This window comes from Rhodoferax lithotrophicus, assembly GCF_019973615.1.
Taxonomy (GTDB): domain Bacteria; phylum Pseudomonadota; class Gammaproteobacteria; order Burkholderiales; family Burkholderiaceae_C; genus Rhodoferax; species Rhodoferax lithotrophicus.
On the sequence record NZ_AP024238.1, the window covers coordinates 1,039,554 to 1,064,824 of the forward strand.

General features: G+C 58.8%; 23 protein-coding genes. 11 read left to right on the plus strand and 12 right to left on the minus strand.

Translation table 11 applies throughout. The annotated features are described in order from the left end of the window. Positions 1 to 83 precede the first annotated feature (83 nt). From LDN84_RS04885 to LDN84_RS04920, 8 genes are all read left to right on the plus strand, one after another. Positions 84 to 1,085 carry an NADP-dependent oxidoreductase gene (locus LDN84_RS04885; RefSeq protein ID WP_223909283.1) on the plus strand — a complete coding sequence of 334 codons (1,002 nt, stop codon included), beginning with the start codon at positions 84 to 86 and terminating at the stop codon, positions 1,083 to 1,085. Positions 1,086 to 1,168: 83 nt separating this feature from the next. Beyond that, a complete protein-coding gene (locus LDN84_RS04890) occupies positions 1,169 to 1,873 on the plus strand; it encodes an SDR family oxidoreductase (RefSeq protein ID WP_223909286.1) in 705 nt (234 codons plus the stop codon). Positions 1,874 to 1,924: 51 nt separating this feature from the next. Further along, positions 1,925 to 2,917 (plus strand): alpha/beta fold hydrolase, encoded by a 993-nt coding sequence (locus LDN84_RS04895; protein ID WP_223909288.1) that lies wholly within the window; start codon positions 1,925 to 1,927, stop codon positions 2,915 to 2,917. Positions 2,918 to 2,927: 10 nt separating this feature from the next. Beyond that, the gene (locus tag LDN84_RS04900; RefSeq protein WP_223909290.1) at positions 2,928 to 3,743 is read left to right on the plus strand and encodes an SDR family NAD(P)-dependent oxidoreductase; all 816 of its coding nucleotides are present in this window, start codon (positions 2,928 to 2,930) and stop codon (positions 3,741 to 3,743) included. 37 nt (positions 3,744 to 3,780) lie between these two features. Continuing rightward, positions 3,781 to 4,626, plus strand: coding sequence for an alpha/beta fold hydrolase (locus tag LDN84_RS04905; RefSeq protein WP_223909292.1), 846 nt, complete (start codon positions 3,781 to 3,783; stop codon positions 4,624 to 4,626). Between the two features lie 53 nt (positions 4,627 to 4,679). Further along, on the plus strand, positions 4,680 to 5,078 hold the full coding sequence (locus tag LDN84_RS04910; protein ID WP_223909293.1) for a helicase: 399 nt from the start codon (positions 4,680 to 4,682) through the stop codon (positions 5,076 to 5,078). Beyond that, positions 5,059 to 6,330, plus strand: coding sequence for an NADH:flavin oxidoreductase/NADH oxidase family protein (locus LDN84_RS04915; protein ID WP_223909294.1), 1,272 nt, complete (start codon positions 5,059 to 5,061; stop codon positions 6,328 to 6,330). The genes LDN84_RS04910 and LDN84_RS04915 overlap by 20 nt, the downstream gene beginning before the upstream one ends. A gap of 66 nt (positions 6,331 to 6,396) precedes the next feature. Further along, positions 6,397 to 7,608, plus strand: coding sequence for an MFS transporter (locus LDN84_RS04920; protein ID WP_223909296.1), 1,212 nt, complete (start codon positions 6,397 to 6,399; stop codon positions 7,606 to 7,608). 280 nt (positions 7,609 to 7,888) lie between these two features. Here the strand turns inward: LDN84_RS04920 and LDN84_RS04925 are convergent, their stop codons facing one another. The 9 genes from LDN84_RS04925 to LDN84_RS04965 form a co-directional block, all read right to left on the minus strand. After that, positions 7,889 to 8,554, minus strand: coding sequence for a response regulator transcription factor (locus tag LDN84_RS04925; RefSeq protein ID WP_223909298.1), 666 nt, complete (start codon positions 8,552 to 8,554; stop codon positions 7,889 to 7,891). Continuing rightward, on the minus strand, positions 8,551 to 11,379 hold the full coding sequence (locus LDN84_RS04930; protein ID WP_223909302.1) for an ATP-binding protein: 2,829 nt from the start codon (positions 11,377 to 11,379) through the stop codon (positions 8,551 to 8,553). The genes LDN84_RS04925 and LDN84_RS04930 overlap by 4 nt, the downstream gene beginning before the upstream one ends. A 118-nt stretch (positions 11,380 to 11,497) precedes the next feature. Next, positions 11,498 to 12,874 carry an OmpP1/FadL family transporter gene (locus LDN84_RS04935; protein ID WP_223909306.1) on the minus strand — a complete coding sequence of 459 codons (1,377 nt, stop codon included), beginning with the start codon at positions 12,872 to 12,874 and terminating at the stop codon, positions 11,498 to 11,500. A 77-nt stretch (positions 12,875 to 12,951) separates the two neighbouring features. After that, entirely contained in the window at positions 12,952 to 13,989 is a 1,038-nt protein-coding gene (locus LDN84_RS04940; protein WP_317134827.1) for a 2Fe-2S iron-sulfur cluster-binding protein, read from the minus strand. A 60-nt stretch (positions 13,990 to 14,049) separates the two neighbouring features. Further along, on the minus strand, positions 14,050 to 15,036 hold the full coding sequence (locus LDN84_RS04945; RefSeq protein WP_223909308.1) for an aromatic/alkene monooxygenase hydroxylase subunit beta: 987 nt from the start codon (positions 15,034 to 15,036) through the stop codon (positions 14,050 to 14,052). 9 nt (positions 15,037 to 15,045) lie between these two features. Continuing rightward, the gene (locus LDN84_RS04950) at positions 15,046 to 15,360 is read right to left on the minus strand and encodes an MmoB/DmpM family protein (RefSeq protein WP_223909309.1); all 315 of its coding nucleotides are present in this window, start codon (positions 15,358 to 15,360) and stop codon (positions 15,046 to 15,048) included. A 37-nt stretch (positions 15,361 to 15,397) separates the two neighbouring features. Beyond that, a complete protein-coding gene (locus LDN84_RS04955; RefSeq protein WP_223909313.1) occupies positions 15,398 to 15,733 on the minus strand; it encodes a monooxygenase system ferredoxin subunit in 336 nt (111 codons plus the stop codon). Between the two features lie 12 nt (positions 15,734 to 15,745). Then, positions 15,746 to 16,012: a toluene-4-monooxygenase system B family protein gene (locus tag LDN84_RS04960; protein WP_223909316.1), complete on the minus strand. Its 267-nt coding sequence runs from the start codon at positions 16,010 to 16,012 to the stop codon at positions 15,746 to 15,748. Positions 16,013 to 16,054: 42 nt separating this feature from the next. After that, entirely contained in the window at positions 16,055 to 17,560 is a 1,506-nt protein-coding gene (locus tag LDN84_RS04965) for an aromatic/alkene/methane monooxygenase hydroxylase/oxygenase subunit alpha (RefSeq protein WP_223909319.1), read from the minus strand. 216 nt (positions 17,561 to 17,776) lie between these two features. On the opposite strand from LDN84_RS04965, the gene katG reads away from it, so the two are divergent. Further along, entirely contained in the window at positions 17,777 to 19,984 is a 2,208-nt protein-coding gene (gene katG / locus LDN84_RS04970; RefSeq protein ID WP_223909320.1) for a catalase/peroxidase HPI, read from the plus strand. 174 nt (positions 19,985 to 20,158) lie between these two features. Here katG and LDN84_RS04975 read toward each other — a convergent pair whose 3' ends face one another. Beyond that, positions 20,159 to 21,253 carry a helix-turn-helix transcriptional regulator gene (locus LDN84_RS04975; protein WP_223909322.1) on the minus strand — a complete coding sequence of 365 codons (1,095 nt, stop codon included), beginning with the start codon at positions 21,251 to 21,253 and terminating at the stop codon, positions 20,159 to 20,161. A gap of 225 nt (positions 21,254 to 21,478) precedes the next feature. Between LDN84_RS04975 and LDN84_RS04980 the strand changes: the two genes are divergently transcribed. Then, entirely contained in the window at positions 21,479 to 22,669 is a 1,191-nt protein-coding gene (locus LDN84_RS04980) for a hypothetical protein (protein ID WP_223909325.1), read from the plus strand. 49 nt (positions 22,670 to 22,718) lie between these two features. Here LDN84_RS04980 and LDN84_RS04985 read toward each other — a convergent pair whose 3' ends face one another. Both LDN84_RS04985 and LDN84_RS04990 read right to left on the minus strand, forming a co-directional pair. Continuing rightward, on the minus strand, positions 22,719 to 23,273 hold the full coding sequence (locus tag LDN84_RS04985) for a flavodoxin (protein WP_223909327.1): 555 nt from the start codon (positions 23,271 to 23,273) through the stop codon (positions 22,719 to 22,721). A gap of 195 nt (positions 23,274 to 23,468) precedes the next feature. Further along, on the minus strand, positions 23,469 to 23,897 hold the full coding sequence (locus tag LDN84_RS04990; protein WP_223909330.1) for an Lrp/AsnC family transcriptional regulator: 429 nt from the start codon (positions 23,895 to 23,897) through the stop codon (positions 23,469 to 23,471). A gap of 165 nt (positions 23,898 to 24,062) precedes the next feature. Here LDN84_RS04990 and LDN84_RS04995 point away from each other — a divergent pair, with 165 nt between their 5' ends. Further along, the gene (locus LDN84_RS04995) at positions 24,063 to 25,265 is read left to right on the plus strand and encodes a KamA family radical SAM protein (RefSeq protein WP_223909333.1); all 1,203 of its coding nucleotides are present in this window, start codon (positions 24,063 to 24,065) and stop codon (positions 25,263 to 25,265) included. The last annotated feature ends 6 nt before the right edge of the window (positions 25,266 to 25,271 follow it).

The following is a 25,271-nucleotide window of genomic DNA, read 5'->3' on the forward strand; positions in this document are numbered from 1 at the left end:
AAATATGATGATCATCATGCGAAATATCTTAATTACCTCAATCATTGGGTTCCACCCCACCACTTTTTAACAAGAGGAAAACCATGAAAGCATTTACCGTTGATCGCTATGGAAAAAAGAGCTCTCTGCGCCTGGCAGATGTACCTACGCCTGAACTGCGTGACGACGAGGTCTTGGTCCAGGTGCATGCCGCCGGCGTGAACCTGGTGGACGCAAAAGTCCGCAATGGAGAGTTCAAACTTCTCCTCCCGTACCGCACACCCTTTGTTCTGGGCCACGACGTGGCCGGAGAAGTTGTCAAGGTCGGGCGGAACGTGCGGCAGTTCAAGCTTGGTGACGAGGTCTATGCCAGGCCGGACGATCTTCGCATCGGCACGTTCGCGGAATTCGTCCCTGTCAAGGAAGCTTCCCTGGCCCTCAAGCCCAAGAACCTGACGATGGAAGAAGCTGCGTCCATCCCGCTGGTCGCTTTGACGGTCTGGCAGGCACTGGTTGAGAGGGCCAAGCTGAAGAAAGGGCAAAAGGTCTTCGTTCAGGCTGGCTCTGGCGGTGTGGGCACATTTGCCATCCAGTTGGCCAAGCATCTGGGCGCAACTGTGGCGACCACCACCAGCACAGGCAATGTGGCTTGGGTGAAAAGCCTGGGCGCTGATGTCGTCATTGACTACAAAAAAGAAGATTTTGAAAAAGTCCTGAGCGGCTACGACGTTGTATTGAACAGCCAGGATGGCAAGACGCTGGAGAAGTCACTGAGTGTGCTCAAGCCCGGCGGACGGCTTATTTCCATTTCCGGCCCACCGGACCCACAGTTTGCCGACGACATGAAGGCACCCTGGTTGGTGAAGCAGGTCATGCGCATGCTGAGCTTGGGCACCCGAAGAAAAGCCAAACGCCTCGGTGTTGGCTACTCTTTCCTGTTCATGAAAGCCAACGGAAGCCAGTTGCGGCAAATCACACAGCTGATCGAGTCAGGTGCCATACGCCCGGTCATCGACAAAGTTTTTCCATTCGCCTCGACCAACGAGGCATTGGCTTACGTCGAAAGCGGCCGCGCCAAAGGCAAGGTCGTGATCAAGGTTCGCTGAATCGTTGCCACGGCTAATGCCATGGCACGTCTTTTTGTATGACGTTCGTCATACGTATTTCTCTTTTACCCCCAGGAGTCCCCATGAAAATCGAAAATTCTGTTGTTCTTATTACTGGCGCCAACCGTGGAATCGGTCTGGAATTTGCACGTGCTTTGCTTGCCCGTGGCGCACGCAAGGTCTACGCTGCGGCACGCAATCCCGCCACCGTGACCTTGGCCGGTGTCGAAGCTCTGCAACTTGATGTCACTCAACCTGAAGAGATCGCTGCTGCCGTTCAACAAGCGTCAGATGTGAGCTTGGTGATCAATAACGCCGGCATTGCCCAACCCGGCGGGTTTCTGGATCAGGACAGTGAAGCCGTCACACGCCGCATCTTTGAGACCAACTTCTTTGGCATGCTGAACATGAGCCAGGCCTTCGCACCCGTGCTCAGAGCCAATGGTGGCGGCGCACTGCTCAATGTGCTGTCGGTCGCGTCGTGGGTCAACGACGGCGGGTTAGCCGCCTATTCGGCCAGCAAGTCTGCCGCCTGGTCGCTGACCAACGCACTGCGCCACGAGCTGGCGGCGCAGAAGACCCAGGTACTGGGTTTGCACATGGCTTACGTGGACACCGACCTCACGCGGGGCTTCAACGTACCGAAGAGTAGCGCCGAAGACATCGTCCAGCGAGCACTTGACGGCTTGGAGGCGGGTGCTGACGAAGTGTTGGCCGATGCGTTGACCCAGCAAGTTCGGCAAGGACTGGTGGCACCACGCCCGGTTTACCTGCCACAGGCCAATTGAGCACAGACCATTGACCCCAAACAGCTATTCCAACATCGAAAGAGCCTGACCATGAACACCCATGCAATGCAATATTTATTGAAGACCGCGCTGTTAGGGCTTGCCATGGCTGCGCCCCTTCTTCCTGTGACAGTGAGCGCCGCAGACGCGGTACCCACGGTGGTGACCCAAGCCCAACAGGCATCGAGCCAGGCCTTGGGGGACACCTGGAAGAGCGTGCCCACGCAGACCCTCACCGCCGGTGACGTGAGCTTCGCGTACCGGGAGTTGGGCAAGCAAAACGGTGGAACGCCCGTGGTGCTTCTTGCCCATCTGGCCGCCGTGCTGGACAACTGGGACCCCCGAATCGTGGACGGCATTGCCGCCAAACACCATGTGATTGCTTTCGACAACCGTGGTGTCGGGGCATCCAGTGGCTCACCGTCGAACACCATGGAGCAAATGGCCGACGATGCGGTGACCTTCATCCAAGCCATGGGGCTCAAACAGGTTGATCTCTTTGGGTTTTCGATGGGCGGCATGATTGCTCAGGAAATCGTGTTGAAGGAGCCGCAACTCGTCCGAAAAATGATTCTCGCGGGAACCGGCCCCGCAGGTGGGCCAGGCATCAGCAACGTGGCGGGTGTGGCGAACTATGACGTGCTTCGAGCGACATTTACCGGTCAAGATCCGAAGCAATACCTCTTCTTTACGCGCACGCCAAACGGCATCGAAGCTGGCAAGGCGTTCATAGAGCGCTTGCAAGAGCGTAGCGCAAATCGAGACAAGGAAATCGCCATCTGGGCCTATGTGAGCCAGCTTCAGGCGCTCAAAGCCTGGGGGCAGAAGCAGCCGGCCGATCTCTCGGTGATCAAGCAGCCTGTGCTCGTTGTCAACGGCGACGCTGACCGCATGGTTCCCACGCTGAACACGCACGACTTGGCGCGGCGACTTCCGAACAGCACCTTGATCATTTATCCCGATGCAGGGCATGGCGGCATCTTTCAGTTCCACGCCGACTTTGTGCCCAGCGCACTTGAGTTCCTTGGCCGCTCGACACAATAAGGAGAGCGATTTGAATACCACCAACATCGGCAAGCGTGCGCTGGTGACTGGCGCATCCAGCGGCATTGGTGCAGCCATTGCGCGTGAGCTCGCGACACTCGGCGTTGATCTCGTGCTGACAGCGCGACGCCACGACGCGCTTGAAGCAGTCGCCGCAAGCTGCAAGGGCGTGAAGGTCGAGATCGTCACCGCAGACCTGGGCAAGCCCGATGCCGCGCATGCACTGTGGGCCGCCGCCACTGCCAGCGGCCCGATCGACATCCTGATCAACAACGCCGGGTTTGGCTACTTCCGCCGCTTCGACGAGGTCGATTGGGCGCGCGATGCGGAGCTCGTCCAACTCAACATGACCTCACTCGTCGCGCTTGCGCGGTGTTTTGTTGACGCACACAAGGCTGGCACCGCTCCCGCGCACATGCTAAACATCTCATCGACCGGTGCCTACCAGTCCGTGCCGAACATGGCGCTGTACGCCGCGTCGAAGGTGTTCGTGCGCAACTTCAGCGAGGCGCTCCATGACGAGCACCTCGGCACGCCGCTGTCAGTGACCTGCATCTGCCCCGGCGGTACCGAAACGGCGTTCCATGCCGCGTCCGGCGGGGGCGACTACTCGAAGATCGCGAACGCGTCGATGAAAAGCGCGGAGTTTGTGGCGCAGGCTGGGGTCCGCGCGATGTTTGCTGGCAAGCGCACGGTGGTGCCCGGCCTGCTCAACCAGCTGACGTGCTTCGGTGTGCGCTTCATGTCGCGGCGGTCTGCATCGCGGGTTGCGACTCAGGTGCTTGGCAAACCGCGATTTGTGCTACCGAGGCGAAGCGTGTCTTGAGATCGCAGCCAGAACTCACCCATAGAAAGAATTCAATATGAGCCACACCCACCTCACCGCCGTCACCCGCTTCGTGGAAGTCGATGGCGACAAATTCGCCTATCGTCGCTGGGGCAATGCCGCGTCAGGCCAACCACCCATGTTGTTCCTGCAACATTTTCGGGGTGGCATGGACAACTGGGACCCCTTGATGACCGACGGCCTGGCCGAAGGCCGCGAAGTCATTCTCTACAACGGTCGGGGTGTTGCGTCGTCTGGCGGCAAACCGCGTACCCGCATCGAGGACATGGCCGACGATGCGGCAGCCTTCGTGCGTGCGCTGGGCCTGCAGCAGATCGACTTGCTGGGCTTTTCGCTGGGCGGCTTCCAGGCACTGGATCTGACTTGGCGCCATCCCACTCTGGTGCGCAAACTGATGTTGTTGGGTACTGGCCCGCGCGGCGGCAACCCCGATATGGAGCAGCGCGTGCTGACCACCGCCGTCCATCCCGTCCCCGATTTTGAAGATTTTCTGTACCTGTTCTTCGGCCGCTCGGCGCAGGCTGAGCAGGCCGCGAAGGCGTTCTGGGAGCGGCGTCACCAGCGTAAAGACCAAGATCCGCCGTCCTCCCAGGAGGCAGGGATTGCCCAGATCGAGGCCAACGTACTCTATCTGCCAAGGTTGTCGGAGGACGATCCCTTTGCCTATTTGCGCGACATCCGTCACCCCACGTTCATTCTCAATGGCGTGAACGATGTGATGATCCCGACCATCAACTCGTTCTACATGGCTCGCAACATGCCGAACGCCCAGTTGTTCATCTACCCCGACACGGGTCACGCCGCACAGTTTCAGTACCCGCAGCGCTTCCTGCGTCACGCTGCCCAGTTTTTGAGCGAGTGACGTGATGACAGTCATCGTCCATGCGCGCTTTTCACTTCTAAAGGATGCCCGAAATGCTTCAATTTAAATTCCTGTTGTGGGCACTCGCCCAGATGTTGCAACGAAAGATCAAGAGCAACGCCGACTGCGCACACTATGTCGGGGCCAAACGCCTGGTATTTCAGATCCGCACAGCTTCCGGTGTCGGCCGCCACTATGTCATCGAAAACCGTGCGATCCGGTCCTTTGCCGGTTTGTCGCCGAATGCCCAGTTCACACTTAGCTTTACCAGTGCGGCCAAAGGTTTCTCTATTCTGTCCGCCAAGGATGCGCAGGCAGCTTTCATCAGAGGCGTGGGCAGCAAAGACTTGACCATCAGCGGCGACTTTCGCGAAGTGATGTGGTTCCAGGGGCTGACGGCATTCCTCCAACCCCCAAAGATCGTTTCTCCCTATGACCGCACCGCGTTTTGAGGCCGCCATGAAAACAGACCTGCTGAATCAAGCGTTGACTCTCCCCAATGGCATCGTGCTGCGCAACCGCCTCGCCAAAGCGGCCATGAGCGAAACGCTGGCCACTTACGACAATCGCCCGACCCCGGACTTGGTACAACTGTACCGCCGCTGGGGTTCCTCGGGGCTGGGAATGATCTTGACGGGCAACGTGATGATCGACCGCCGCGCACTGGGCGAACCCGGCAATGTGGTGATCGAGGACGAGACTGACTTGCCTGTCCTCAGACAGTGGGCACATGCGGCAACCGAGCAGGGGGCGGCCATCTGGGTTCAGCTCAACCACCCGGGCAAACAATCGACCAAGGGTTTGAATGTGGTCAACCTCGCACCCTCGGCTGTGCCTTTCCGGGAGGACATGGCGGCAATATTTGAGACCCCGCGCGAAGCCACCCCATTCGAGATACAGAACATCATCGGGCGATTTGGCCGCAGCGCTGCCATCTGCAAGAAGGCCGGATTCAGTGGCGTGCAGATCCACGGGGCGCATGGTTACTTGGTTAGCCAGTTCCTCTCTGCGCACCATAACCGCCGCAACGACGAATGGGGCGGCAGCCTCGAAAACCGGCGGCGCTTTGTGCTGGCCGTTTACGCGGAAATCCGCCGACAGGTCGGGCCGGATTTCCCGGTGTCAATCAAGCTCAACTCTACCGACTTCCAGCGCGGCGGCTTTACCGAAGAAGAGTCGCTGGAGACGATACGGGCGCTGACCGATGTGGGCATCGACCTGATCGAGATTTCAGGTGGCACCTACGAGATGCCTGCCATGGGCGGCGCGACGCAAGAGCCACCAAAGGCTTCCACCGTGGCCCGCGAGGCCTACTTCCTCGAATTTGCCGAAAAAGTGCGTGCCGCCGTCAAAGTGCCGCTGATGGTGACCGGCGGCTTCCGCACTGCGGCCGGCATGAACGCCGCCCTGCGTACCGGCGCATTGGATGTGGTGGGCCTGGCGCGGCTACTGGCGATCGACCCCGACGCACCCGCCGCCTTGTTGCAAGGACGTGACAGCCCGCAGCAGGTCCGCCCGATCAAAACCGGCATCAAGGCCGTTGATCGCATGGGGATGATGGAGGTGTGGTGGTACGAGCGCCAACTCAAGCGCATTGCAAAAGGCAGTGAGCCGCGTCCCAATGAGAGCGGGCTGTCAGCTTTCTTGAAGGCTGCTTTAAGCAGCGGTTGGGGCACCTTTCGCACGCGTCGTATGCGGGCATAAAAAGGCAACTTCGGCAGGCGTGGACTTCTCTGCCCATAAAAAACCACCTATTGAAAGAACCGCTCCATGTTTCACAGTGTGCGTCGTCCTGATCTACTGATCATCGTTCTTGCTTCGGCAGGTATTCTCATGGTCACCATGGGTATCAGACAGTCATTCGGGCTTTTTGTGAGTCCTGTGAATACTTCGACGGGTCTGGGTGTTGTCACCATCAGCTTCGCTTTGGCTATCGGCCAATTCACCTGGGGAGCGGTTCAACCGGTGGCCGGAGCCATTGCGGATCACTATGGCCCGCGCCCTGTGCTCATCGCGGGCCTGGTTATTTTGGCGCTTGGTTGCCTCATCACGCCCTTTATTTCGAGTGGATTTGGTCTTGCCGTTTCACTCGGCCTACTGGCTTCAATGGGGTCGGGAATGGGTAGTTTTTCCGTGCTGATTGGTGCGGCAGCTCGGCGTCTACCGGTAGAGTCAAGAGGTTCAGCCTCCGGGATCATCAATGCCGGCGGTTCTTTTGGGCAGTTTGTTTTCGCGCCCCTCCTGCAAAAGCTTATACAGAGTATCGGCTGGATGGGTGCTATCGGCTCCATGGCGGTTGTGGCTCTGGCCGCCATTCCTCTCGTCAGCCGGGTGACTGGCACGCAGCCAGCACCTGACGCTCAGGATGTGCAAAACGGTGGGCTCAAGCGAGCGATTCTGGATGCACTTAAAAACCCCAGCTATCTCCTTTTGCACGCTGGCTTTTTTACCTGTGGATTTCATATTGCCTTCTTGGTGACGCACTTACCTGGGGAGGTTGGCCTCTGCGGTCTGCCGCCTAATGTGGCCAGTTGGTCTTTGGCGCTGATTGGCATCGCCAACATATTAGGGAGTCTGATTGCCGGCTCATTCGTGGCGAAGTATCGGAGCAAATACATCCTGTCTGTGATGTATGGTTCAAGAACGCTACTCATCCTGGGGTATCTGATGATGCCCAAAGTCGAGTGGACTTATTACCTGTTCGCCATCGGGCTTGGTCTTACCTGGCTCGCCACCGTGCCCCCGACCGCCGCCATCGTTGGCAAGCTGTTCGGTACCCGCTACCTCGCGACGTTGTTCGGATTGACATTGCTGTCGCACCAGATTGGCGGATTTCTAGGCGCCTGGCTGGGCGGTCTCTCGATGAGTCAGTTTGGCGACTTCACCTGGATGTGGTACGCCGATATGGTCTTGGCTTCTTTGGCTGCTTTGCTGAATCTGCCCATCCGCGAGGAACGTGTCAAAAGAATCGTCACGGTGTAGTCTGGAACGGCTCTCGCTTTGAGCCGATGGGGTCAGAGTTCAATACAAACGCATTAAAAACATAGCGTTTAGCGCTTGTTACACAAGGGCTAGAGACTGATTCTGCGAATCCAAACACCTCCGTACCTTCCAATGGCCTTTGTCACGCTAACCGGGTGGCATGGCTCGGTCTGCCGCTAGGCTGGTGTGTGCGGACGTTTATATGAGAAATAGGCCTGTAGCGCTTGCTGTGACTGCGTGAGAAGCTATCAAAAGTGAAGTTAATGGCAATGGCCGTGTGTTATGGCTGTGCAAGTTCAACTGTGATCGCATTGGCCCCTCTGAGCCGTTGCATCGCCATGGTGAGCGCCGGAATGGATTTCAGCTGCATCTTGTGCATCACGTTGTGGCGGTGAACTTTGACAGTGCTTTCAGTAACCCCCAGGTCAAACGCGATGGCCTTGTTCAGCTTGCCCAGGGCGACTTCGGCCATGATTTGTTTCTCGCGTGCCGTGAGCGTGTCATAGAGCCCACGCAGCTCGGTCAGCGCCAGTCGCTCATGCGAGGTGGAGCTGAGGTGCGACAAGGCCAGCTCAATGGCGTTGAGCAAGTCGGTGTCTTCAAACGGTTTGTTCAAAAAGTCAATGGCCCCCGCGCGCATCGCCCGCACCGCCAGGGGCACCTCACCATGGCCGGTGATGAAGATGATCGGAATGTCCCGCCCCAGGGCAGACAAACGTTCTTGCAGGCCAAACCCGTCCAGGCCCGGCATGCGAACGTCCAGCACCACACAGGCAAAAGCTTGGAGGTTTTTGTGATCCAGAAACTCCAATGCCGAGGCGAACACCTCGACCTGCATGCCCGCTGAGCGCAGCAGGCTGCTCAGGGATTCCCGCACCGAAGCATCATCGTCCACCACATAGATCGTGGGCAGTACATTGGTTGGCATGTTACGCATCTTGTTCATGGCATCAAAGGAATGTTGAAGCGAAAGCAGGCCCCGGTGCCGCTTTCGGGCTCCAGGCGCAACCACCCACCATGGTTTTCCACAATGGATCGGCTGATGGCCAGGCCCATGCCCAGCCCATCGTTCTTGGTGGAGAACAGGGCATCGAATATTTTGGGCTGCATTTCCGGCGCAATGCCTGTGCCACTGTCACACACGGTGAACACCATGCCTTGGGTGGCCTGCTCGGTCACCGTGATGCTGAGCAAACGCTGGCCTGGTGCTTGTTCACGCATGGCTTCCACGGCGTTGATCAGCAGGTTGAGCAACACCTGTTGCAACTGCACCTTGTCGGCGTTCAGGTTCGGCAGCGCCGGTGACACCAGCACGGTCACCTGAACACCCGACTCCTGAAACAGGTTGTGCAGCATACGCAGCAGGTCATACAAAATGTGTTGCACCGCAATGCGCTCGTGCTTGATGCCGCCACGGGAGAGAAAGTTGCGGATGCGCGCAATCACATCACCGGCCAGATTGGCATCGCGGTACACGCGGTTCAGCGCCGCCGCAACCTCGTTTAAATCGGGCGTGTCGCGCGACATCCAGCGCAGCGCAGCCTGGCTGTTGGTGGCAATGGCCGAAAGGGGCTGGTTCACTTCGTGGGCGATGGAGGCGGCCAGCTCACCCATGGCGGTGAAGCGCGAGACGCGCACCAGCTCGGTCTGGGTGGCGGCCAGCTCGCTTTCAGCCTGCTTGCGCGAACTGATGTCCTGCACAATCACGGCCAGCCAGGGGCCATCGCCGTCCACAGCCGGAATCCGGGACGCGCTGACATTGGCCCACAGGTAGCCACCGTTGCGCATTTCATATCGCTTCTCAAGCTGGTAGCTGGGCATGATGCCGTCCATCAGACCATGCACGTTGTGCTCGGTCATGCTGCGCTCGGACGCTTCGGTGATCTCGATCAGCGAAAGGCCGCGAATTTCCTGCTCGTCATAACCCAGCATTTTTTGCAAGGCCGGATTGGCGATCAGGATGCGCCCCTCACCGTCTGCCATGGCAATGCCCACGGCGGTGTTTTCATACAGGCCCAGCCAGCGGCGTTCAGAGAGCTGCAGAGCATGCAGGCTGTCTTGAAGGAATTTGCGGTGGGTCACCAGTGCGGCGGTCAGCTCGCCAACATCCGAGGCCTGTGAGGCCAGTTCGCCCTGCAGCAGTTCAACGCTGCGCTTGACGGTGATCAGGTTGTGAACCCGCGCCCGCAGCTCTTGCGGGGAGAACGGTTTGGTCAGGTAGTCCTGCACAAATTCCTCCAGCAGATTGCTGCGCAGCGAGTCGTCAGAGCGGGCGGTCAGCACAATCGCCGGGATGTGGTGGAACTGCGCCATGCCCCGCAATTCGCGGATCAGTTGCATGCCGTCCACCTGCGGCATCATCAGGTCGGTGATGATCAGGTCCGGCGGGTGCTGCAGCACCGCGGCCATGGCTGCCGCACCGTTGACGGCAAGGGTCACGTTGTAGTTGTCCACCAGCACATCGTGCAGAAAATGAAGCAGATCCTGGTTGTCTTCCACCACCAGAATGTGCGCCAACCCGGCCCGGTGGGCCAGCGACGGGGGTGGCAGGCCCGGCAGACTGTCGGGCTCCTGGTGCAGCGCGGGCGCTGCGTGGTCGCCCATCTCGCGCACAAAAGTGCCCTGCGGTGCGCGAAGCGGCATTTCCACCTGGAAGATGGCACCACCACCCGCCGCGTCCAGCACCACCACCGTGCCCAGGTGCAACTCAACAAATTCCTTGACGATGTTCAGGCCCAGGCCGCTGCCGTAGCTGCTGATGTCGGTGGAGGCTTGGGCGAAGCGTGCAAAGATCAGCTCCTTCAGCTCGGTGGGTACACCGGGGCCGTTGTCTTGCACACTCAACAGAAAGCGGTCATTGCTTACCCGGTGCAGCGAGCAGCGTATGCGCCCGCCAGTGTGCGTGAATTTGAAAGCATTGGACAGCAGGTTGGCCACGATGCGCACGAACTTGGCGCGATCCACATCGACCAATAGTTCGCTGGGACTGTCGATTTGAAAGACGATGGACCGTTCCTCCGCACTGGCGGCGAAGGCGGCGGCAATCTCCTGCAGCAGGGATGTCAGGTTGACGTGAGCATAGGCCAGAGGCATCTTGTCGGCATCAATGCGGGCCAGATCCAGCAGGTCGTTCACCTGTTGCAGCAGCGACCGTGCGTTGCGCTGAACCGTGACCAGGCGCGCCCGCTCGCGCTCACCCAGCTGGCTGGGTTCTTTCAGCAGCTGCTCAACCGGCCCGAGGATCAGCGTCAGCGGTGTGCGTAATTCATGGCTGACATTGGCGAAGAATTTGGTCTTGAAACCGTCAATTTCGCGCAGCCGCTCAAGCGCTTGTTGCAGCTCGCCGTTCTTGCGTGTCAGTTCGGCCTGGATGGCCACTTTTTCGCTGATATTGCGCCCCTCGGGCAGCAAAAAAGCCACCTGCCCCTGGTCGTCGCGGATGGGGGTCAGGGAGAAATCTACAAAGATGGATTTCTCGCCGTGCAAATCACCAAACACCTCCATGTCGCGGCGGATGAAGTGGCCTTGGGCGGCGTGCTCCACCATGCTGCGCACCTGCGCCCGCGCCTCGTCGGACACCGCCCACCAGCGGGCCTCCCAAAACGGCTTGCCCACCACGTCTTCCAGGGCAATGCCCGCGCCTTCCAGTGCCGAGCGGTTGATTTCCAGCACCGTGCCATTCACATCGAGCAGGCCCAGAAACTGGTACATGGCATCCAGAATGATGCGGGCAAACTTTTGCCGACGCACTTCACCGGTGTCATGTGGCAATAGCTGGACCCCTTTGATCGAGGTATTTAGATTCTGTGGGGTCAATGGCACAACGATGAGCACTCCAATATCTGCTCATAACGAGCTTGACCGATTTTGCCTTGGTGGAGGACACTTATCAGAACCTGTGCGTATAACCGATGGTCACGTTATTTTGTGAATGCGTCGTCAGTATGGGATCGGCGGTATTTGGCAAACTGGCATTGCCCATCGACTCTTCAAAGGCGTGAGAGTACGCAACATCAAGGCTATTTTCTTTGGAGAAAGCGTAAGAAAATCCGGCAGAAATATGTTTTCTGGGGGTCGCAGGAATCACGGCCAAAAGCGTCTCAGAGCGCAGTGCCTGAGTGGCCAACCGTGCCCCACCACGCAGTGTCCAATTGCCGGTCTGATAGGCCACACCCAAAGCCAAGATGGTTTGATCCTGATAGTTTTGTGGCAATAGGATGTCCAGGGTTTGCCCGTTGTCTGCCACAAAACCCACATTGATATCTTTCATGGCGTGTGCCCAAAATACTTGCGACACATCGACGGCGACCATCCACTGAGGGTTGAAGCGGTGGCTCAAGCCGATATCCAGCTTGGCTGGCATCTGAAAATTACGCAATTTGATATTGCCTGGCAAAGGAATTTGCCCGGCAATGCCATCAATGGCCGTGAGTGTGGCACGCCCTTCCAGGTCATTCATCCGGCTTTCCATGGCGTAGTCGAACCCCAACAGGGTGTCCTCTGTCACTTTGTACGTCATGCCGAGACGGCCACCCAAGCCCCAGGATTCCACGCCACTGCCCAGGGGCTCGTCTTTGGTCAGACTGAAGTGGGCACCACGCATGTCCGGCAAACCACCCAGCACCGGCAACAGGCTTCCGCTCACTCTTCCTGAACCGATCAGAGAGCCAACCTGGCCCGCACCAAGCAACAAGTTGAGGTTCAATCCCTGCCACATGGCGTCGATGCTTCCTCCAACAGCCAGCTTATCGTTGACTTGGTAGCTCGCTGCGAACGGAATGTTCAATACCAACAGACGGCTTGAGTTATCGAGCCCGGTGTTCAGCCCACCCGTAGCACGTGAAAGAAAGCTGCTGCTGCCATATTCAGTTCCCAACCCACCTTGGGCAAAGGCACCAACACCCAGTGAGAGTGCGCCATTTTTGCGGGTGTACGCCACTTCAGGGGCCATATAAGGCCCCCGGTTATTGACATGGGTACCCGACGAGACACTTTCGCCCGTTGTCTGGTTCTTCACGCTGAGGTCGGTGGTGATCAGATCCAAGCCCAGTTGGAATTCAGAACCTGGGGCCATCAACGACAAGGTTGCGGGGTTGGTCATCATACCCGCAGCACCTATGTTGACTGCCGTGGCTGTGCCACCCATGGCGCGTGATATGGGCCCATAACCTTCGAGTCGAAAGACATCGGTGGCGTGGCTCATCGGGGCGCTGGCGGCCAAGCAGGCCGCCGTCAGCAGGCGCAGTGCATCAATTCTGGATTTCATGTTTTGTCTCTTCGTTTTGTTTCTGTTTTTGGGATAGGAACGGGTGGCGAGGCGTTTTATGCCCGACCCTTGGCGACTTAAAAAAAGCGGTCAAAGTGGATTTGTTCAAACGGCACTTGGTGATCCACCATCAGCATTTCCTGCAAGGTCTGCGTCATCGGCGGTGGCCCGGCAAAGTAAAACTCAAAGTTAGGCAGACCGTCACCTAAGCTGCGGCGCACCGCGTCATGAACAAAGCCGGTTTCACCTGACCATGGTGAATCACCCTCCTGCCCAGGTAGCGAGACCACTGGATGAAAATGAATACGATCACCATACCCAGGAAGCTCGCGCAGGAAGGTTTCGCCACAGATATCACGCGGGGTTCTGCCGCCATAAAAGAAGTGGAGCTGGCGCGTCTTCAGCATGCCAGATTGCGCTGCACCACGGGCAATGGAAACCATCGGTGCCAGGCCAGAGCCCCCCGCCACACAGACGATGTCGCGTGTGACTTCGGGTCTCAGATAGGCCAGGCCATAGGGGCCGTCAATCTCGATCTCGTCGCCTGCGTGAAGATGATGAAACAGTTTGTCTGTGGCCACACCATGGGCAACACGGCGTATTTGAAAGTGCCATTCACCTTGGCTGTTACCCACATTGGACATGGAATAGGCACGCGGTGTGCTGACACCAGGAATCGCCAGCATCGCGTACTGACCCGCCAAAAAATCAGCACCGCCTTCAGTGACAAACCGAAACTCGCGAATGTCATGCGTGATGTCGTTCGCCGCAGCGAATCGGGCGCAACGGCGCTGGGGTTTGATGACTGGCTCGCATTCTGGTGTGGTCCTGACCTTGATGCGTATGTCGGTACTTGCGGTGCATTGACAAGCAAGAAGAAGTCCTCTGCGATGATCACGCTCGGTCAGACCTGGCGCTTGCGGCCAAAGATTTTCAACCTCACCCGCAAGCAATTCAAACTTGCAGCTGCCACAGCCGCCGGAGTTGCACTCATAGGGAAAACCAAGCCCGGCGCGCAAGGCTGCGCGCAAGACGGTATCTTTTCCCAACTGGTCGAATGCATGATTCCCGGGCTCCGTCGTTATTCTGGTTTGGGTCATAACAATTTCATTCATTGGGTTTGAGGCCCCACGGCAGACGGTTTTCAAGCGCTTGCCATGGGGTCTGGGTTGAACTTACAGCCCCAATGACTGGCGGAAATTGCGGGTGGCCGCCTTGGCAGATTCGGCGGCATCGGGCGCGTCGGGCAGGGCGGCACAGTAAGCCTCAATGGCGCGGTCGGCCAACGGTTCCCACTGGCTGATCCAGCCTTGCATCAGCGCCAGGTTGCCTGGGGTTTCCGTGGCCATCTTGACCAGCGCCGCAGCCCAGCGCCGGTGGCGGGCGGAGTCCAGCAATTGGGCATCGGTCAGCAACGCCAGCAGCGTGTCGCCGTTGTGGCGTGCCGCGTCACCCAGTTTGCGCAACACGGTTTCTTCCACGGCGGGCTTGACCACCAGGTTCAACACCACAATGGCCTGGCCCCAGTCCCAGACGCACAGTGCTTTTTCTGCCAGCTCACGCAGGCCTTGCCAGGCCGGATCGTTTTCCCAGGTGTCGCGCTCGTTGTCGCCAAAACCATGCTGTGGAAAGCTCATGGCCAGCTCTTTGGTGCGGTAGGCGGTGTGGCTCAGCCAGCGCATGCTGTCGGCCATCTGGAAATAGTGGCAGTTGGTGATGGTGCTGGCCGGTGACACTTGCCCGACATAGGCCGAGGCCATTTGCAGGGTGTGAAACAGATAACGTGCCGGCGTGTAGAGCCGGGTCAACGCTGCTACCCAGGTGGGTTCCAGCGACTTGTTGTGTTCGCGCTGGTTGAACTGGTCAAACAAGCCAAAGACATAAGTCTCCTGGCCGTCCTGCATCATGTTGTAGGTGCGGTAGATCAGCTCTTCCGGGTCACGGAAGGCGTTCCAGTCGGCATGCTTCAGTGCGGTACCAAAGGTGTTCTTCTTGTACCACTCGTTCATGAACATGTTGGGGTCAAGCTCATACGGCGCGTTGGCATCGCGGTCGTTGTAGTGCAGGTTGGTGCTGACTATTTCGTATTCACTGGGCTTGCGGCGACGCCCGGCCAGATGGCTCCAGGTCTTTTGTGGCTTCAATACTTGTACGTCGGTCATGGGTGTCTCCTAGATTTTTTTGGTGAAGTAAAAACGCACGGCGTTGTCCTGGCTTTCGATCTGGCCAGCAAAGGAACTCAGGTCTACTTCAAGATCGTTCATCTTGAAGGGGCGGCCCAACTCCTCTTCAATGGTCTCGCGGCGCAGCATCATTTCGTGGTTGGTGTGGATGCGGATGTAGGCGCGTTTGTCGTCAACAAATACCTCTTTGCCTGGGTTGTCAATCTGCGCTGCGGCAATCACGGCCTGGGCCAGATCGCCCGCCCGCATCACCGGGCCAACCATGTTGTTGTGGTAGGCCAGGGTGGAACTGGATGTGCTCATGGTGTCTCCTCGACTATTTTTTAAATGGGCTGGCGTTTCAGGCCTGCGCGAACAGCGGCTCAACGCTGGTGGTGTCAATCAGCACGTCATCACCGTCAATCTGCACCGGGTACTCGGCCAGCTTGCAGTTGGACGGGTTGATGCCTTTGCCCGTGCCAGCGTCAAACTGCCAGAGATGGGCTTTGCAGATGATTTTTTTGCCGTCAAACTTGCCGTCAATCAACGGAATGTCCTGGTGTGGGCAAATGCCCTGAAAGGCTTTGATCTCGCCGCCATCGTTGCAGACCAGCAGAACTTCCTTGCCGTTGACCTGGAAGGATTGCATTTCGCCCTCCCACACGTCATCGACACCGCATACTTTGGTAAATGCCATGTTCTGCTCCGATCAGTGCTTTGCTTTTTCCCAGATGATCTCGATCGTCTCGGTGGGTTTGAGGCCCGAGTCGGCGACCTTCATGCTGCGTGGCAGAAAGCTCTCGCCCCCCTGGCGGCGCACCCGCAGAATGCAGTCCGGGCGGGCACGCACGCGCCGACCCACCGAGTGGTGCGCCGCAGCGGCAGCCACTTCGTCCATGGTGTTGTCGGTATCGATGGCTAACAGTTGCAGCACGAAGTCGCCTTCGAAGTTGGAAGTTAATGGAAATAAGGCCATGGTTTGTCTCTTGTGTCGTTGTTATGTGAAGGGGCATTGCGCTCAGGCGGCCTTTTTCTTGGCGCGCAGGGCGCGGTAGACCTCGGCCCAGGCGTAGTTGTGTGCGTCGTCGCCACACTCGCCGGGGGCGATGTCCATGTATTTCAGCGCGCCGCTCAAGTCCATCGGCTGGATCATCCCGGCCAGGAAGCGGTCCACAATGCTCAGGTGACCGGCGTAGCGCGACGGCTCTTGCTCAAACACCCAGCGGTCCACTTCAGAGCCAAAGTGGTACAGACGGCCGTTGTATTCCAGCGGATAGTCCTTCACGTTCCAGCCCTTGCCGGGCGTGCCCAGAATCGGCAGCTGGCACATGTTGCACACGTAGGGCAGGGTCTCGGGGTAGGTCATGGCCATGTTGCCATCCACCACGTTGTCGATGATCACATCCCAGCATTCGCCCCAGGTCTCGTTCCAGCCGGGGTATTTGGTTTCCAGCCATTCGCGCTCTTGGGGGGTGACACCGGCAGCCGGGTTCCACCACACGGTGGGTCGCCAGAAATACGAGCCCAGGTGCATGCCGTGGTGGGTCTGCCCGATGTCCTTCAGGAAGATGTCCCAGTACCAGGGCAGATCCAGGCCCATGTCGGTCAGCGCGCGCTCGAACTGGGCGACGATCCACTCCTCCATGAATTCCTTGAACGACTGCGTGCGGTGCTCCAGCGGCGTGTAGTAGTCCATGATGGGCCCGGTCAACACCGAGAACAGCTTCCAGGCCCCCCAGACGGCAATGTCCACGCGCTTTTGCGCCTCGGCCTTCTGGCCGTTTTCGATCAGCACCTTGAGCGCCGGGCCGCCGATCTGGGCGTGACGCGATTCATCGGTCTGGATGCTGGAGATCAGGTTGGCGAAGGTGTGGTCACCGGCCTCGGCCGCATCGGAGGCCAGCCCCAGAAACTGCATGTTGGTGAAGCCGGTCTCGAAGCTGAAGGTCAGCATGATGGAGACGCTGATGGCATCACGCGTCATCATGATGTCGTCGAAGAAATGACGCGCCGCGATCATGGCCCAGTCATTGGTGTCGTAGGCCTTGAAGGCCCAGTCCATCTGGCGATCCTTGGCAATGTGCTCATGCGGAAAGTAGAGCTGCATCTGGCCGTGGCGCACTTCGTCCAGGCATCCCAGCGTGGCCATGTTGCGCATGCCGGGGGCTTTGGAAAACCGCATCATGCGGGCTTCGGCGCTGGCAGCGGCATATTCACCGCGGGCGATGGCCCCATAGTGCGCCTTCATGACCGACTTCCAGCCCGGGTCGGAATTCTCGAAAATGCGGCTGCGCTCCAGAGCGGCCTTGACCGAATAGGCCCCCGCATCCTTGTCGCGTTGAACCTTGACGTATTCGGGGTAGGTTTGCTTGTACGGCTCGTCGTACTTTTCCCATGCGTTCTGCGGCAACCCGAAGGCCCCCGAGAGCAAGGGTGGGAACAATTCGTCTTCCGTCACGTAGCGGGGTGTCCAGTTGGTGGTACGCGCCAAGTCATACCAGTCCATGCGATTAAGCAGCGCCATTGATGTCTCCTGTAAATTTTGATGCGAGCATTGCTGCCCGGATGTGAAATTTAGGAGAGATGGCGGTTTTGCGCTATTAGACTTTGGTTTAGTCCGGGGCAGGGCACCTGCCCATCACGCGCTATCTCAATCATTAAAAAAACAAATTAGGAAGTATTTGGCATAAGACATAAACTATTTCAAGAGTCAGTTGCCAACCGCCCAAAGGAGATCGTCATGTCCACAGAAGCCAAGTGTCCCTTCCCCCACGCAGCGCACAAAAACACCACCGCTGCCGCCCCGTCCAACGCCGACTGGTGGCCCCAGCAGCTCAAGCTGGGCATCCTGCACCAGCACTCGGCCCAGTCCAACCCCATGGGGGCAGACTTTGACTACGCCGCAGAATTCAAGACGCTGGATCTGGCGGCGGTGATCCAGGACCTGCATGGCTTGATGACCGATTCACAAGACTGGTGGCCCGCCGACTGGGGTCACTATGGCGGTCTCATGATCCGTATGGCCTGGCACTCTGCCGGCACCTACCGGGTGGCCGATGGCCGGGGTGGCGCGGGCTCTGGCAACCAGCGCTTTGCCCCCCTGAACAGCTGGCCCGACAACGGCAACCTGGACAAGGCACGCCGCCTGCTGTGGCCCATCAAGCAAAAGTATGGCCGCAAGATTTCCTGGGCCGATTTGATCATTCTGGCGGGCAATGTGGCCCTGGAATCCATGGGCTTCAAGACCTTCGGTTTTGCCGGTGGCCGCGTGGATATCTGGGAGCCAGAGCAAGATGTTTACTGGGGTGCTGAATCTGAGTGGCTGGCCACCAGCGACCAGGCCAACAGCCGCTACAGCGGCGAGCGCCAGCTTGACAACCCGCTGGCTGCCGTACAAATGGGTCTGATCTATGTGAACCCGGAAGGCCCGGACGGCCACCCCGACCCGTTGGCTTCTGGCCGCGATGTGCGCGAAACCTTTGCCCGCATGGCCATGAACGACGAAGAAACGGTGGCGCTGATTGCCGGTGGCCACACCTTTGGCAAGGCGCACGGCGCGGGCGACGCGGCCCTGGTTGGCCCCGAACCCGAAGCCGCGCCCATTGAAGAACAAGGCCTGGGCTGGATCAACCAGTTCGGCAGTGGCAAAGGGGCGCACACCACTACCAGCGGCATTGAAGGGGCCTGGAAGCCCAACCCCACCACCTGGGACAACGGCTATTTCGACATGCTCTTTGGCTACGAATGGGCGCTGACCAAGAGCCCCGCCGGAGCCCACCAGTGGCAAGCCCAGAACGTGCGGCCCGAACACATGATCCCCGATGCCCACGAGCCCGGCAAGAAACACGCGCCCATGATGACCACCGCAGATATGTCGCTGCGCATCGACCCTGCCTACGAAAAAATCGCCCGGCGCTTTCACCAGAATCCGGCCGAATTTGCCGATGCCTTTGCCCGTGCCTGGTTCAAACTGACACACCGTGATCTGGGGCCGCGTTCGCGCTACCTCGGCCCCCTGGTGCCGCAGGAAGTGCTGCTCTGGCAAGACCCGGTTCCGGCGGTGGATCACCCACTGGTGGACGCGCAAGACGTGGCGGCACTCCAGGCCCAGGTGCTGGCATCGGGCCTGTCCATCGCGCAACTGGTGAGCACGGCCTGGGCCTCTGCCGCCAGTTTTCGTGGCAGCGACAAGCGTGGTGGTGCCAACGGTGCACGCATCCGCCTGGCCCCGCAAAAAGATTGGGCCGTCAACCAGCCCGCGCAACTGGCACAGGTGCTGGAAAAGCTTGAAGCCATTCAGCAGGCCTTCAACGCGGCGCAATCCGGCGGCAAGCAAATCTCTCTGGCCGACCTGATCGTGCTGGCTGGTAACGCCGCTGTGGAGGCTGCTGCGAAAGAGGCTGGGCAGGACATCACCGTGCCTTTTGCGCCGGGCCGCACCGATGCGTCCCAAGCGCAGACCGATGTGGCCGCTGCGGCCGTGCTGGAACCTGTGGCCGATGGTTTTCGCAACTATGTGCGCAACGACCTGCAAGGTATGGCTGCCGAGCTGCTGCTGGACAAGGCGCAACTGCTGACCCTCAGCGCCCCGGAAATGACGGTGCTGGTGGGCGGCCTGCGGGTGCTTAATGCCCATGTGGGTCAAGCGTCGCACGGTGTGTTCACCCAGCGCCCGCAAACGTTGAGCAACGACTTCTTTGTCAACCTGCTCGACATGCGCACCCAGTGGCAAAAGTCTGCCACCGAGGGTCTGTTCGAAGGCAGTGACCGTAGCACCGGGGCGGTGAAGTGGACGGCGACGGTGGTGGACTTGGTCTTTGGCTCCAACGCGCAATTACGTGCCGTGGCCGAGGTCTATGCCGCCAGCGATGCCCAGGCCAAGTTTGTGCACGACTTTGTGGCCGCCTGGACCAAGGTCATGAACCTGGATCGGTTCGACCTGAAATAGCCACCGGTCTCATGCTGGCACGGCATGTTGTGGGGCATTGTTTGTAATCCCTCAGCCCTGTTCCGACCCGCAGGAGCGGGCAGGGGATGTGGGTTGGGAAAACTATTAAGCTATTAAATTAATAGCTTCTTGCGCAATATGTACAAGGACTAGAGGCCAATTTGTTCCACAAACTCAACTCCGCGTAACATCTACCCCAAGCGCGATGTTCGACAGCAGCGCCGTGACTTCAGCCTGGCGCGAGCAGCCTATTTTTTCAAGCACCTGCTGCAATTGCGAGCGAACGGTATTGCGGCTCACACCGCCACTGGCGGCAATGTCGTCCAGCGAATCTCCGGTGGCCAGAGCGCGTGCCACACGTGCCTCGGACGGTGTCAGGTCAAACAAAGATCGCAAGAGCTCCACCGGTGGCGCGCGCCGAGAGGTCATCGGGGTAATGATCAATACAGCGTACGAGCGGCCAAAGATATCGTGTGCTGAACGCCGAATCGGCACGATATGCGCTACCACCGCTGCCCGCCCGTCTGGGCCGCGCAGCGGGAAAGACTTGACACACGCCCCGGATGGTTTGTTGAGCGCGGGAAGCGAAGACCACAGCAGCTCATTGGCACTTGTGTCATTGAGCACGATCCGGTTGTGCGCACGCCATTGCACATGGCTGGAAAGGTCGTCCATCAAGGCATTGGCTTCAATCACCACGCCACTTTCATCCACCACCAGTGCCGGCAGTCCCAAGGCCGTCAGCGTGTCATTGGTGTTTTTGGCACTGCGCAGGCCCAGACGTGCCGCAATGAGTGCGGCGCGCGCCAGGTGGGGGCGCAGTTCGTTGAGCTGCTGCACCTGCTCACTTTCAATCGGGCCACGCTTGTAGGACCTTTCCACGCTGAAAACGATGTTGTCGCCGGTGGGCATCATGAGGCCGGTTCCCGCCGACCAGCCGAGTCCACGGGGGCGAAAAAAATCCCGGTAGATCGGGTTGGCATCCAGCTGCTCGGGTGTCCAAAAATCATGCTCAACCAGAAAACTGGGGCGGTTTTGACTGAATAAACACACCCGGCGCGTGCAGGAACTGAACCAGCCCTCGGTGACATAGGCCTGAAATACGTCTTGTAATTCCGATGACGATGTCCAGTTGAGCACCTTTTCACGCACGGCAAACAGCAGGCCACCACTGGCATCGGTGAGTTGGGCTAACTCGTCCAGCACGTCTGGCCAAAGCTCGGGAACAAATGAACACTCGTAAATGCGATCGATGATTTCGGTTGGCATGGTGGGGCGGAATCTCCGGTTTTTGTCGCACTCTAATGCATTTGCATGATGCTATTTGAGCAGGGCCTTCCTATTCTTGGTCTGGCGGTCACGTGCCCTTTGAGGCACGGCGCACATTTTTTCAATACCTTGAGAGGCTTCCAGATGAAACTAGCAAAAAAAATCGGATTGCTGTCGACCTTGTCCGTGCTCCTGCTTGCCGGCTGCGGCGGTGGAGACAGTGTCGTGGCGAACAATTCCACCCCCATGCTGAGCGGAACCGCCGCCGTTGGCCTGCCCATTGTTGGGGGTCATGTGAATGTGGTGTGTGCTGGTGGTTCGGCGCTGTCCACAACCACCCTCAGCACAGGTGCGTGGCAAGTGACAACCTCCGGCCAGACACTGCCCTGCGCGGTTCAGGTCAGCGGCGGCACGGTGAATGGCAGCGCCAACAGCACGCCCTACCACTCCATCGCCATCAGTTTTGGCACCGTCAATATCACGCCGCTGACGGATCTGGTGGTGGCCCATTTGGCTGGCAACACCCCTGCCACCTGGTTTACCGGCCTCAATGCCGCTGGCCTGCAAGCTGTCACGTCAGCCAAAGTCACCACAGCCTTGAGCAATGTGAATACGGCTTTGGGTTTGACGGCCACGCTTAATGGCGCTAACCCCTTAACCTCGGTTTTCACCGCCAGCCATGGCAACTTGCTAGACGATATTCTGGAAGCGCTGGCGGCAGCGGGCTCGAATCATGCCGCTTTGCTGGGCCTTGCCACGCAGACGAGCTTCAGTGCGCCTGCCGGATTTAATTTTGCCAATGCTTATGCCAGCGTGGTGGCCAGTCACAACGCTGGCGGTGGCGGCACAACGCCCACCTGTGCGGCTGGTGAAACCGTCTTGACCTACAGCGGCAACCCACCCTATACCAACGGCCAGCAATTGTGTTTTTCCGCATCCCCCACCGCACTGAGCTTTTCCGGCAAAACGCTGACCAACCCAACGGTGAACAGTGCTGTTTCGGCACCGTTTTCAGCCCTGTTATTCAGTGATGCGGGCTATATTTATGAAGTCATCCTGAACGCGGGAGCCTTGTACGAGATCAATGTGTCGAATGCCGGCCATACTTATCTGGGCCAGTTTGTCATCCCAGCCCCCGCCAACACAGGTGCTGCCAACCTTCAGGTACAGGTTTCGGCCACCGGCTTGTCTTTGACCATTCCGGTCAGTAACGCACCGGTTCCCAGCTCACAAGCCGATTTCTGCAACGGCATCAACTCGGATTCAACATTCGCCGGTATAGGGACTTCAGGCGGTGGTACCTTGAGCATCACCGGGTGCACATTTGCCAACAAGGTGGGCCATATCACGGCCAACCTGAGCATCACCGGGCTTGGCATCACTATCCCGTATGTGATCACCTACACCTACCAGTGAGGGTGACGCGCCGGTGTTCAGCATCTGGATGCCGCAGCAGGGGGGATGGCTAGGCCGTTGCGCCCAGTTTCTCCAGCAGCAAGGGTTTAACTTGCGCCACCCAGGCATCAATGCGCTCATCGGTGAGCATGCTCTGGGTGCGCTGGTCGATCACCAGGCCAACAAAGCGCCCGTCCACAACGGCGGCGGATTGCTCAAAGGTATAACCATCGGTGCTCCAGCTGCCAACCAGCTCGGCACCGTAGCCTTTGAAAACTTCATACAACCGCATCAGCGAACTGGCAAAGCGCTCCGGGTAGCGTTCCTGGGCACCCAGGCCGAACAGGGCGATGCGTTTGCCTGAGAAATCTGGCGCGCCCAGTTGCGCCAGAAACTCTGCCCAATTGGCTTCCAGGCAGCCCACATCGCGCCCCGGGATTTGCTCGACACCGTAGCTCGGTGTTCCCAGGATCAGTGCGTCGTACTGGAGCATCTCGGCGGGCGTGATGCGGTTGACGTTCAGGGGTTTGTTGGCGATGTCGTCGCCCAGCATCTTCTGGATCTTCTTGGCAATCAGACGCGTGGTGCCGGTTTCGGTGCCGAAAAATAAGCCGATTTTGTTCATGGTGGAGACCCATCATTTGCAGGACTTACCCAACTGCAATTCCTGTGCCAGCGCTTACGCCGGGACATTTGTCATGAAAACGACATTAATTTTGATACAAATTAGCCTGTAGAGCTTTATTTACAAGCGTATCAAGCTATTAAAAAGAAAGCTACTGAAAGTCCCGCCTGATTGATGGTTATGGGGGGTGTGGCCTCAATCCGGCCGATCCAGCTTGGTTGACAAAATCATGGTCGACATGGTGTCCGTTACCCCCTTGATGCCGCGCAGGCGGTTGATCACGGCATCAAACTCTTCCAGCGAATCGGTGTGCACCTGGGCACACAGGTCGTAGCGGCCATTGACTGAATAAACCTTGGTGACCTCATGGCGGCGTGACAGCGCCTGGATGATGCTGGCCTCGCTGCTGGAGTCGGTGGCGATCAGCACCAGCGCCTGCACACCGGCCGGGGTGGGCTGCGCCACGCTGATGGTGTAGCCGCTGATGATGCCGCCTTGCTCCAGCGCCTTCATGCGCAGCAGCACGGTGCTGCGGGCGCAGCCCAGCGCCTGGGCCAGCTTGACCACCGGCAGGCGGGCGTTCACTTTCAACAAGTCGATCAGCTTTTTGTCGAGTGGATCCATGATTTCCCCCTGAGAGTCAATGTGACTGAAATTGCTACAAAGTGACTGATTTTAAGAAATTGAATCAGTCACTTTGCTTGTTCCCAGAAAAGCACCTGGTTCCTAAACTTCTTCACACACCACTGATTTGCTCAGGGTTTTGGAATCACCGTTCTGGAGTCGCTCATGCCCACCGTCCTCGAAATCAAGCCCGTCCAAGCCGCCGCCCACCCGGCCACCAAGCTGCTCACCCGCGCGGAACTTGATGCTTATGACCCGCGCTCGGAATCCTGGCAGCGCCAGTTTCAGCGCCGCTACACCCACCACAGCGAGTTGAAAGGCGTGCTCAAGGGGCTGGAGGATGTGAATGAAACCGTCTACGGCAAGTTCGCCGTGGCCGTGACCCCCTACATGGCGCAGTTGATGGACCCGAACGACCCGCAGTGCCCGATTCGCCTGCAATACCTGCCCTCGCACTTTGAGGAAACCAAGCCCGGTTTTGCCACCCTGCTCGATCAGCTGGGGGAAGAGGGCGACACCATACCCGGCACCAGCATCGTGCACCGTTACCCGCGCCGCGTGCTGTTTCTGGTGAGCAACACCTGCGCCACGCTGTGCCGCTTCTGCACCCGCAAACGCATGGTCTCGCAGCCCGCCGGGTCGGTGCACAAGGAACAGATTGAAGCCTCGATCGACTACATCGCCAACAACCCGGACATTGAAGACGTACTGCTGTCCGGCGGTGACCCGCTGACCTTTGCCGACGAACGGCTGGACGACATTCTGGGCCAGATCCGCAGGCGTGCACCACATGTGCGCTTCCTGCGCATGGGCTCGCGCATGGTGGTGCAACTGCCCACCCGCGTCACGCCCGAGCTCTGCGCCATTCTGGAAAAACACCGCGTGCAGATGCTCAACATCCACATCAACCACCCCAAGGAAATCACCCCGCTGCTGCGCGAGCGCGTCAAGATGATCCAGAAAGCCGGGGTCATGATGGGCCTGCAAACCGTCTGCCTCAAAGGCGTGAACGACAACGTGGCCACCATGCGTGAGCTGTTCATGCAATCCATCGAAATGGGGGTGCGGCCCTACTACGTGTACTCAACCGACATGGTCGAAGGTGCCCACCATTTCGTCGTACCGCACCGGCGCATGCTGGAGTTGTATGAAGGCCTGCGCGGCTGGATCAGCGGCCCGGCCGTACCCACCTTCATCGTCGACGGCCTGGGTGGCCTGGGCAAGCTGCCGATCATTCCGCAATACGTCACCGAAGAGCTGCTGCCCGATGGCTCGGGCACCACCATCAAGTGCCGCAACTACGCCGGAAAAACGGTTGAAATGCCCGGCCTGGGCCTTGGCTTTGCCCTGCCCACCCAAAGCAACTGAGGGCTC

Excerpts from the sequence above, each read along its gene's own strand:
- LDN84_RS04955 (WP_223909313.1), bottom strand. The coding sequence starts at position 15,733 with ATGGCATTTACCAAAGTATGCGGTGTCGATGACGTGTGGGAGGGCGAA.
- LDN84_RS04950 (WP_223909309.1), bottom strand. The coding sequence starts at position 15,360 with ATGAGCACATCCAGTTCCACCCTGGCCTACCACAACAACATGGTTGGC.
- LDN84_RS04975 (WP_223909322.1), bottom strand. The coding sequence starts at position 21,253 with ATGCCAACCGAAATCATCGATCGCATTTACGAGTGTTCATTTGTTCCC.
- LDN84_RS04905 (WP_223909292.1), top strand. The coding sequence starts at position 3,781 with ATGAGCCACACCCACCTCACCGCCGTCACCCGCTTCGTGGAAGTCGAT.
- LDN84_RS04910 (WP_223909293.1), top strand. The coding sequence starts at position 4,680 with ATGCTTCAATTTAAATTCCTGTTGTGGGCACTCGCCCAGATGTTGCAA.
- LDN84_RS04925 (WP_223909298.1), bottom strand. The coding sequence starts at position 8,554 with ATGAACAAGATGCGTAACATGCCAACCAATGTACTGCCCACGATCTAT.
- LDN84_RS04890 (WP_223909286.1), top strand. The coding sequence starts at position 1,169 with ATGAAAATCGAAAATTCTGTTGTTCTTATTACTGGCGCCAACCGTGGA.
- LDN84_RS04940 (WP_317134827.1), bottom strand. The coding sequence starts at position 13,989 with ATGAATGAAATTGTTATGACCCAAACCAGAATAACGACGGAGCCCGGG.
- LDN84_RS04895 (WP_223909288.1), top strand. The coding sequence starts at position 1,925 with ATGAACACCCATGCAATGCAATATTTATTGAAGACCGCGCTGTTAGGG.
- LDN84_RS04960 (WP_223909316.1), bottom strand. The coding sequence starts at position 16,012 with ATGGCCTTATTTCCATTAACTTCCAACTTCGAAGGCGACTTCGTGCTG.
- LDN84_RS04945 (WP_223909308.1), bottom strand. The coding sequence starts at position 15,036 with ATGACCGACGTACAAGTATTGAAGCCACAAAAGACCTGGAGCCATCTG.
- LDN84_RS04915 (WP_223909294.1), top strand. The coding sequence starts at position 5,059 with ATGACCGCACCGCGTTTTGAGGCCGCCATGAAAACAGACCTGCTGAAT.
- katG (WP_223909320.1), top strand. The coding sequence starts at position 17,777 with ATGTCCACAGAAGCCAAGTGTCCCTTCCCCCACGCAGCGCACAAAAAC.
- LDN84_RS04990 (WP_223909330.1), bottom strand. The coding sequence starts at position 23,897 with ATGGATCCACTCGACAAAAAGCTGATCGACTTGTTGAAAGTGAACGCC.
- LDN84_RS04965 (WP_223909319.1), bottom strand. The coding sequence starts at position 17,560 with ATGGCGCTGCTTAATCGCATGGACTGGTATGACTTGGCGCGTACCACC.
- LDN84_RS04995 (WP_223909333.1), top strand. The coding sequence starts at position 24,063 with ATGCCCACCGTCCTCGAAATCAAGCCCGTCCAAGCCGCCGCCCACCCG.
- LDN84_RS04935 (WP_223909306.1), bottom strand. The coding sequence starts at position 12,874 with ATGAAATCCAGAATTGATGCACTGCGCCTGCTGACGGCGGCCTGCTTG.
- LDN84_RS04885 (WP_223909283.1), top strand. The coding sequence starts at position 84 with ATGAAAGCATTTACCGTTGATCGCTATGGAAAAAAGAGCTCTCTGCGC.
- LDN84_RS04920 (WP_223909296.1), top strand. The coding sequence starts at position 6,397 with ATGTTTCACAGTGTGCGTCGTCCTGATCTACTGATCATCGTTCTTGCT.
- LDN84_RS04985 (WP_223909327.1), bottom strand. The coding sequence starts at position 23,273 with ATGAACAAAATCGGCTTATTTTTCGGCACCGAAACCGGCACCACGCGT.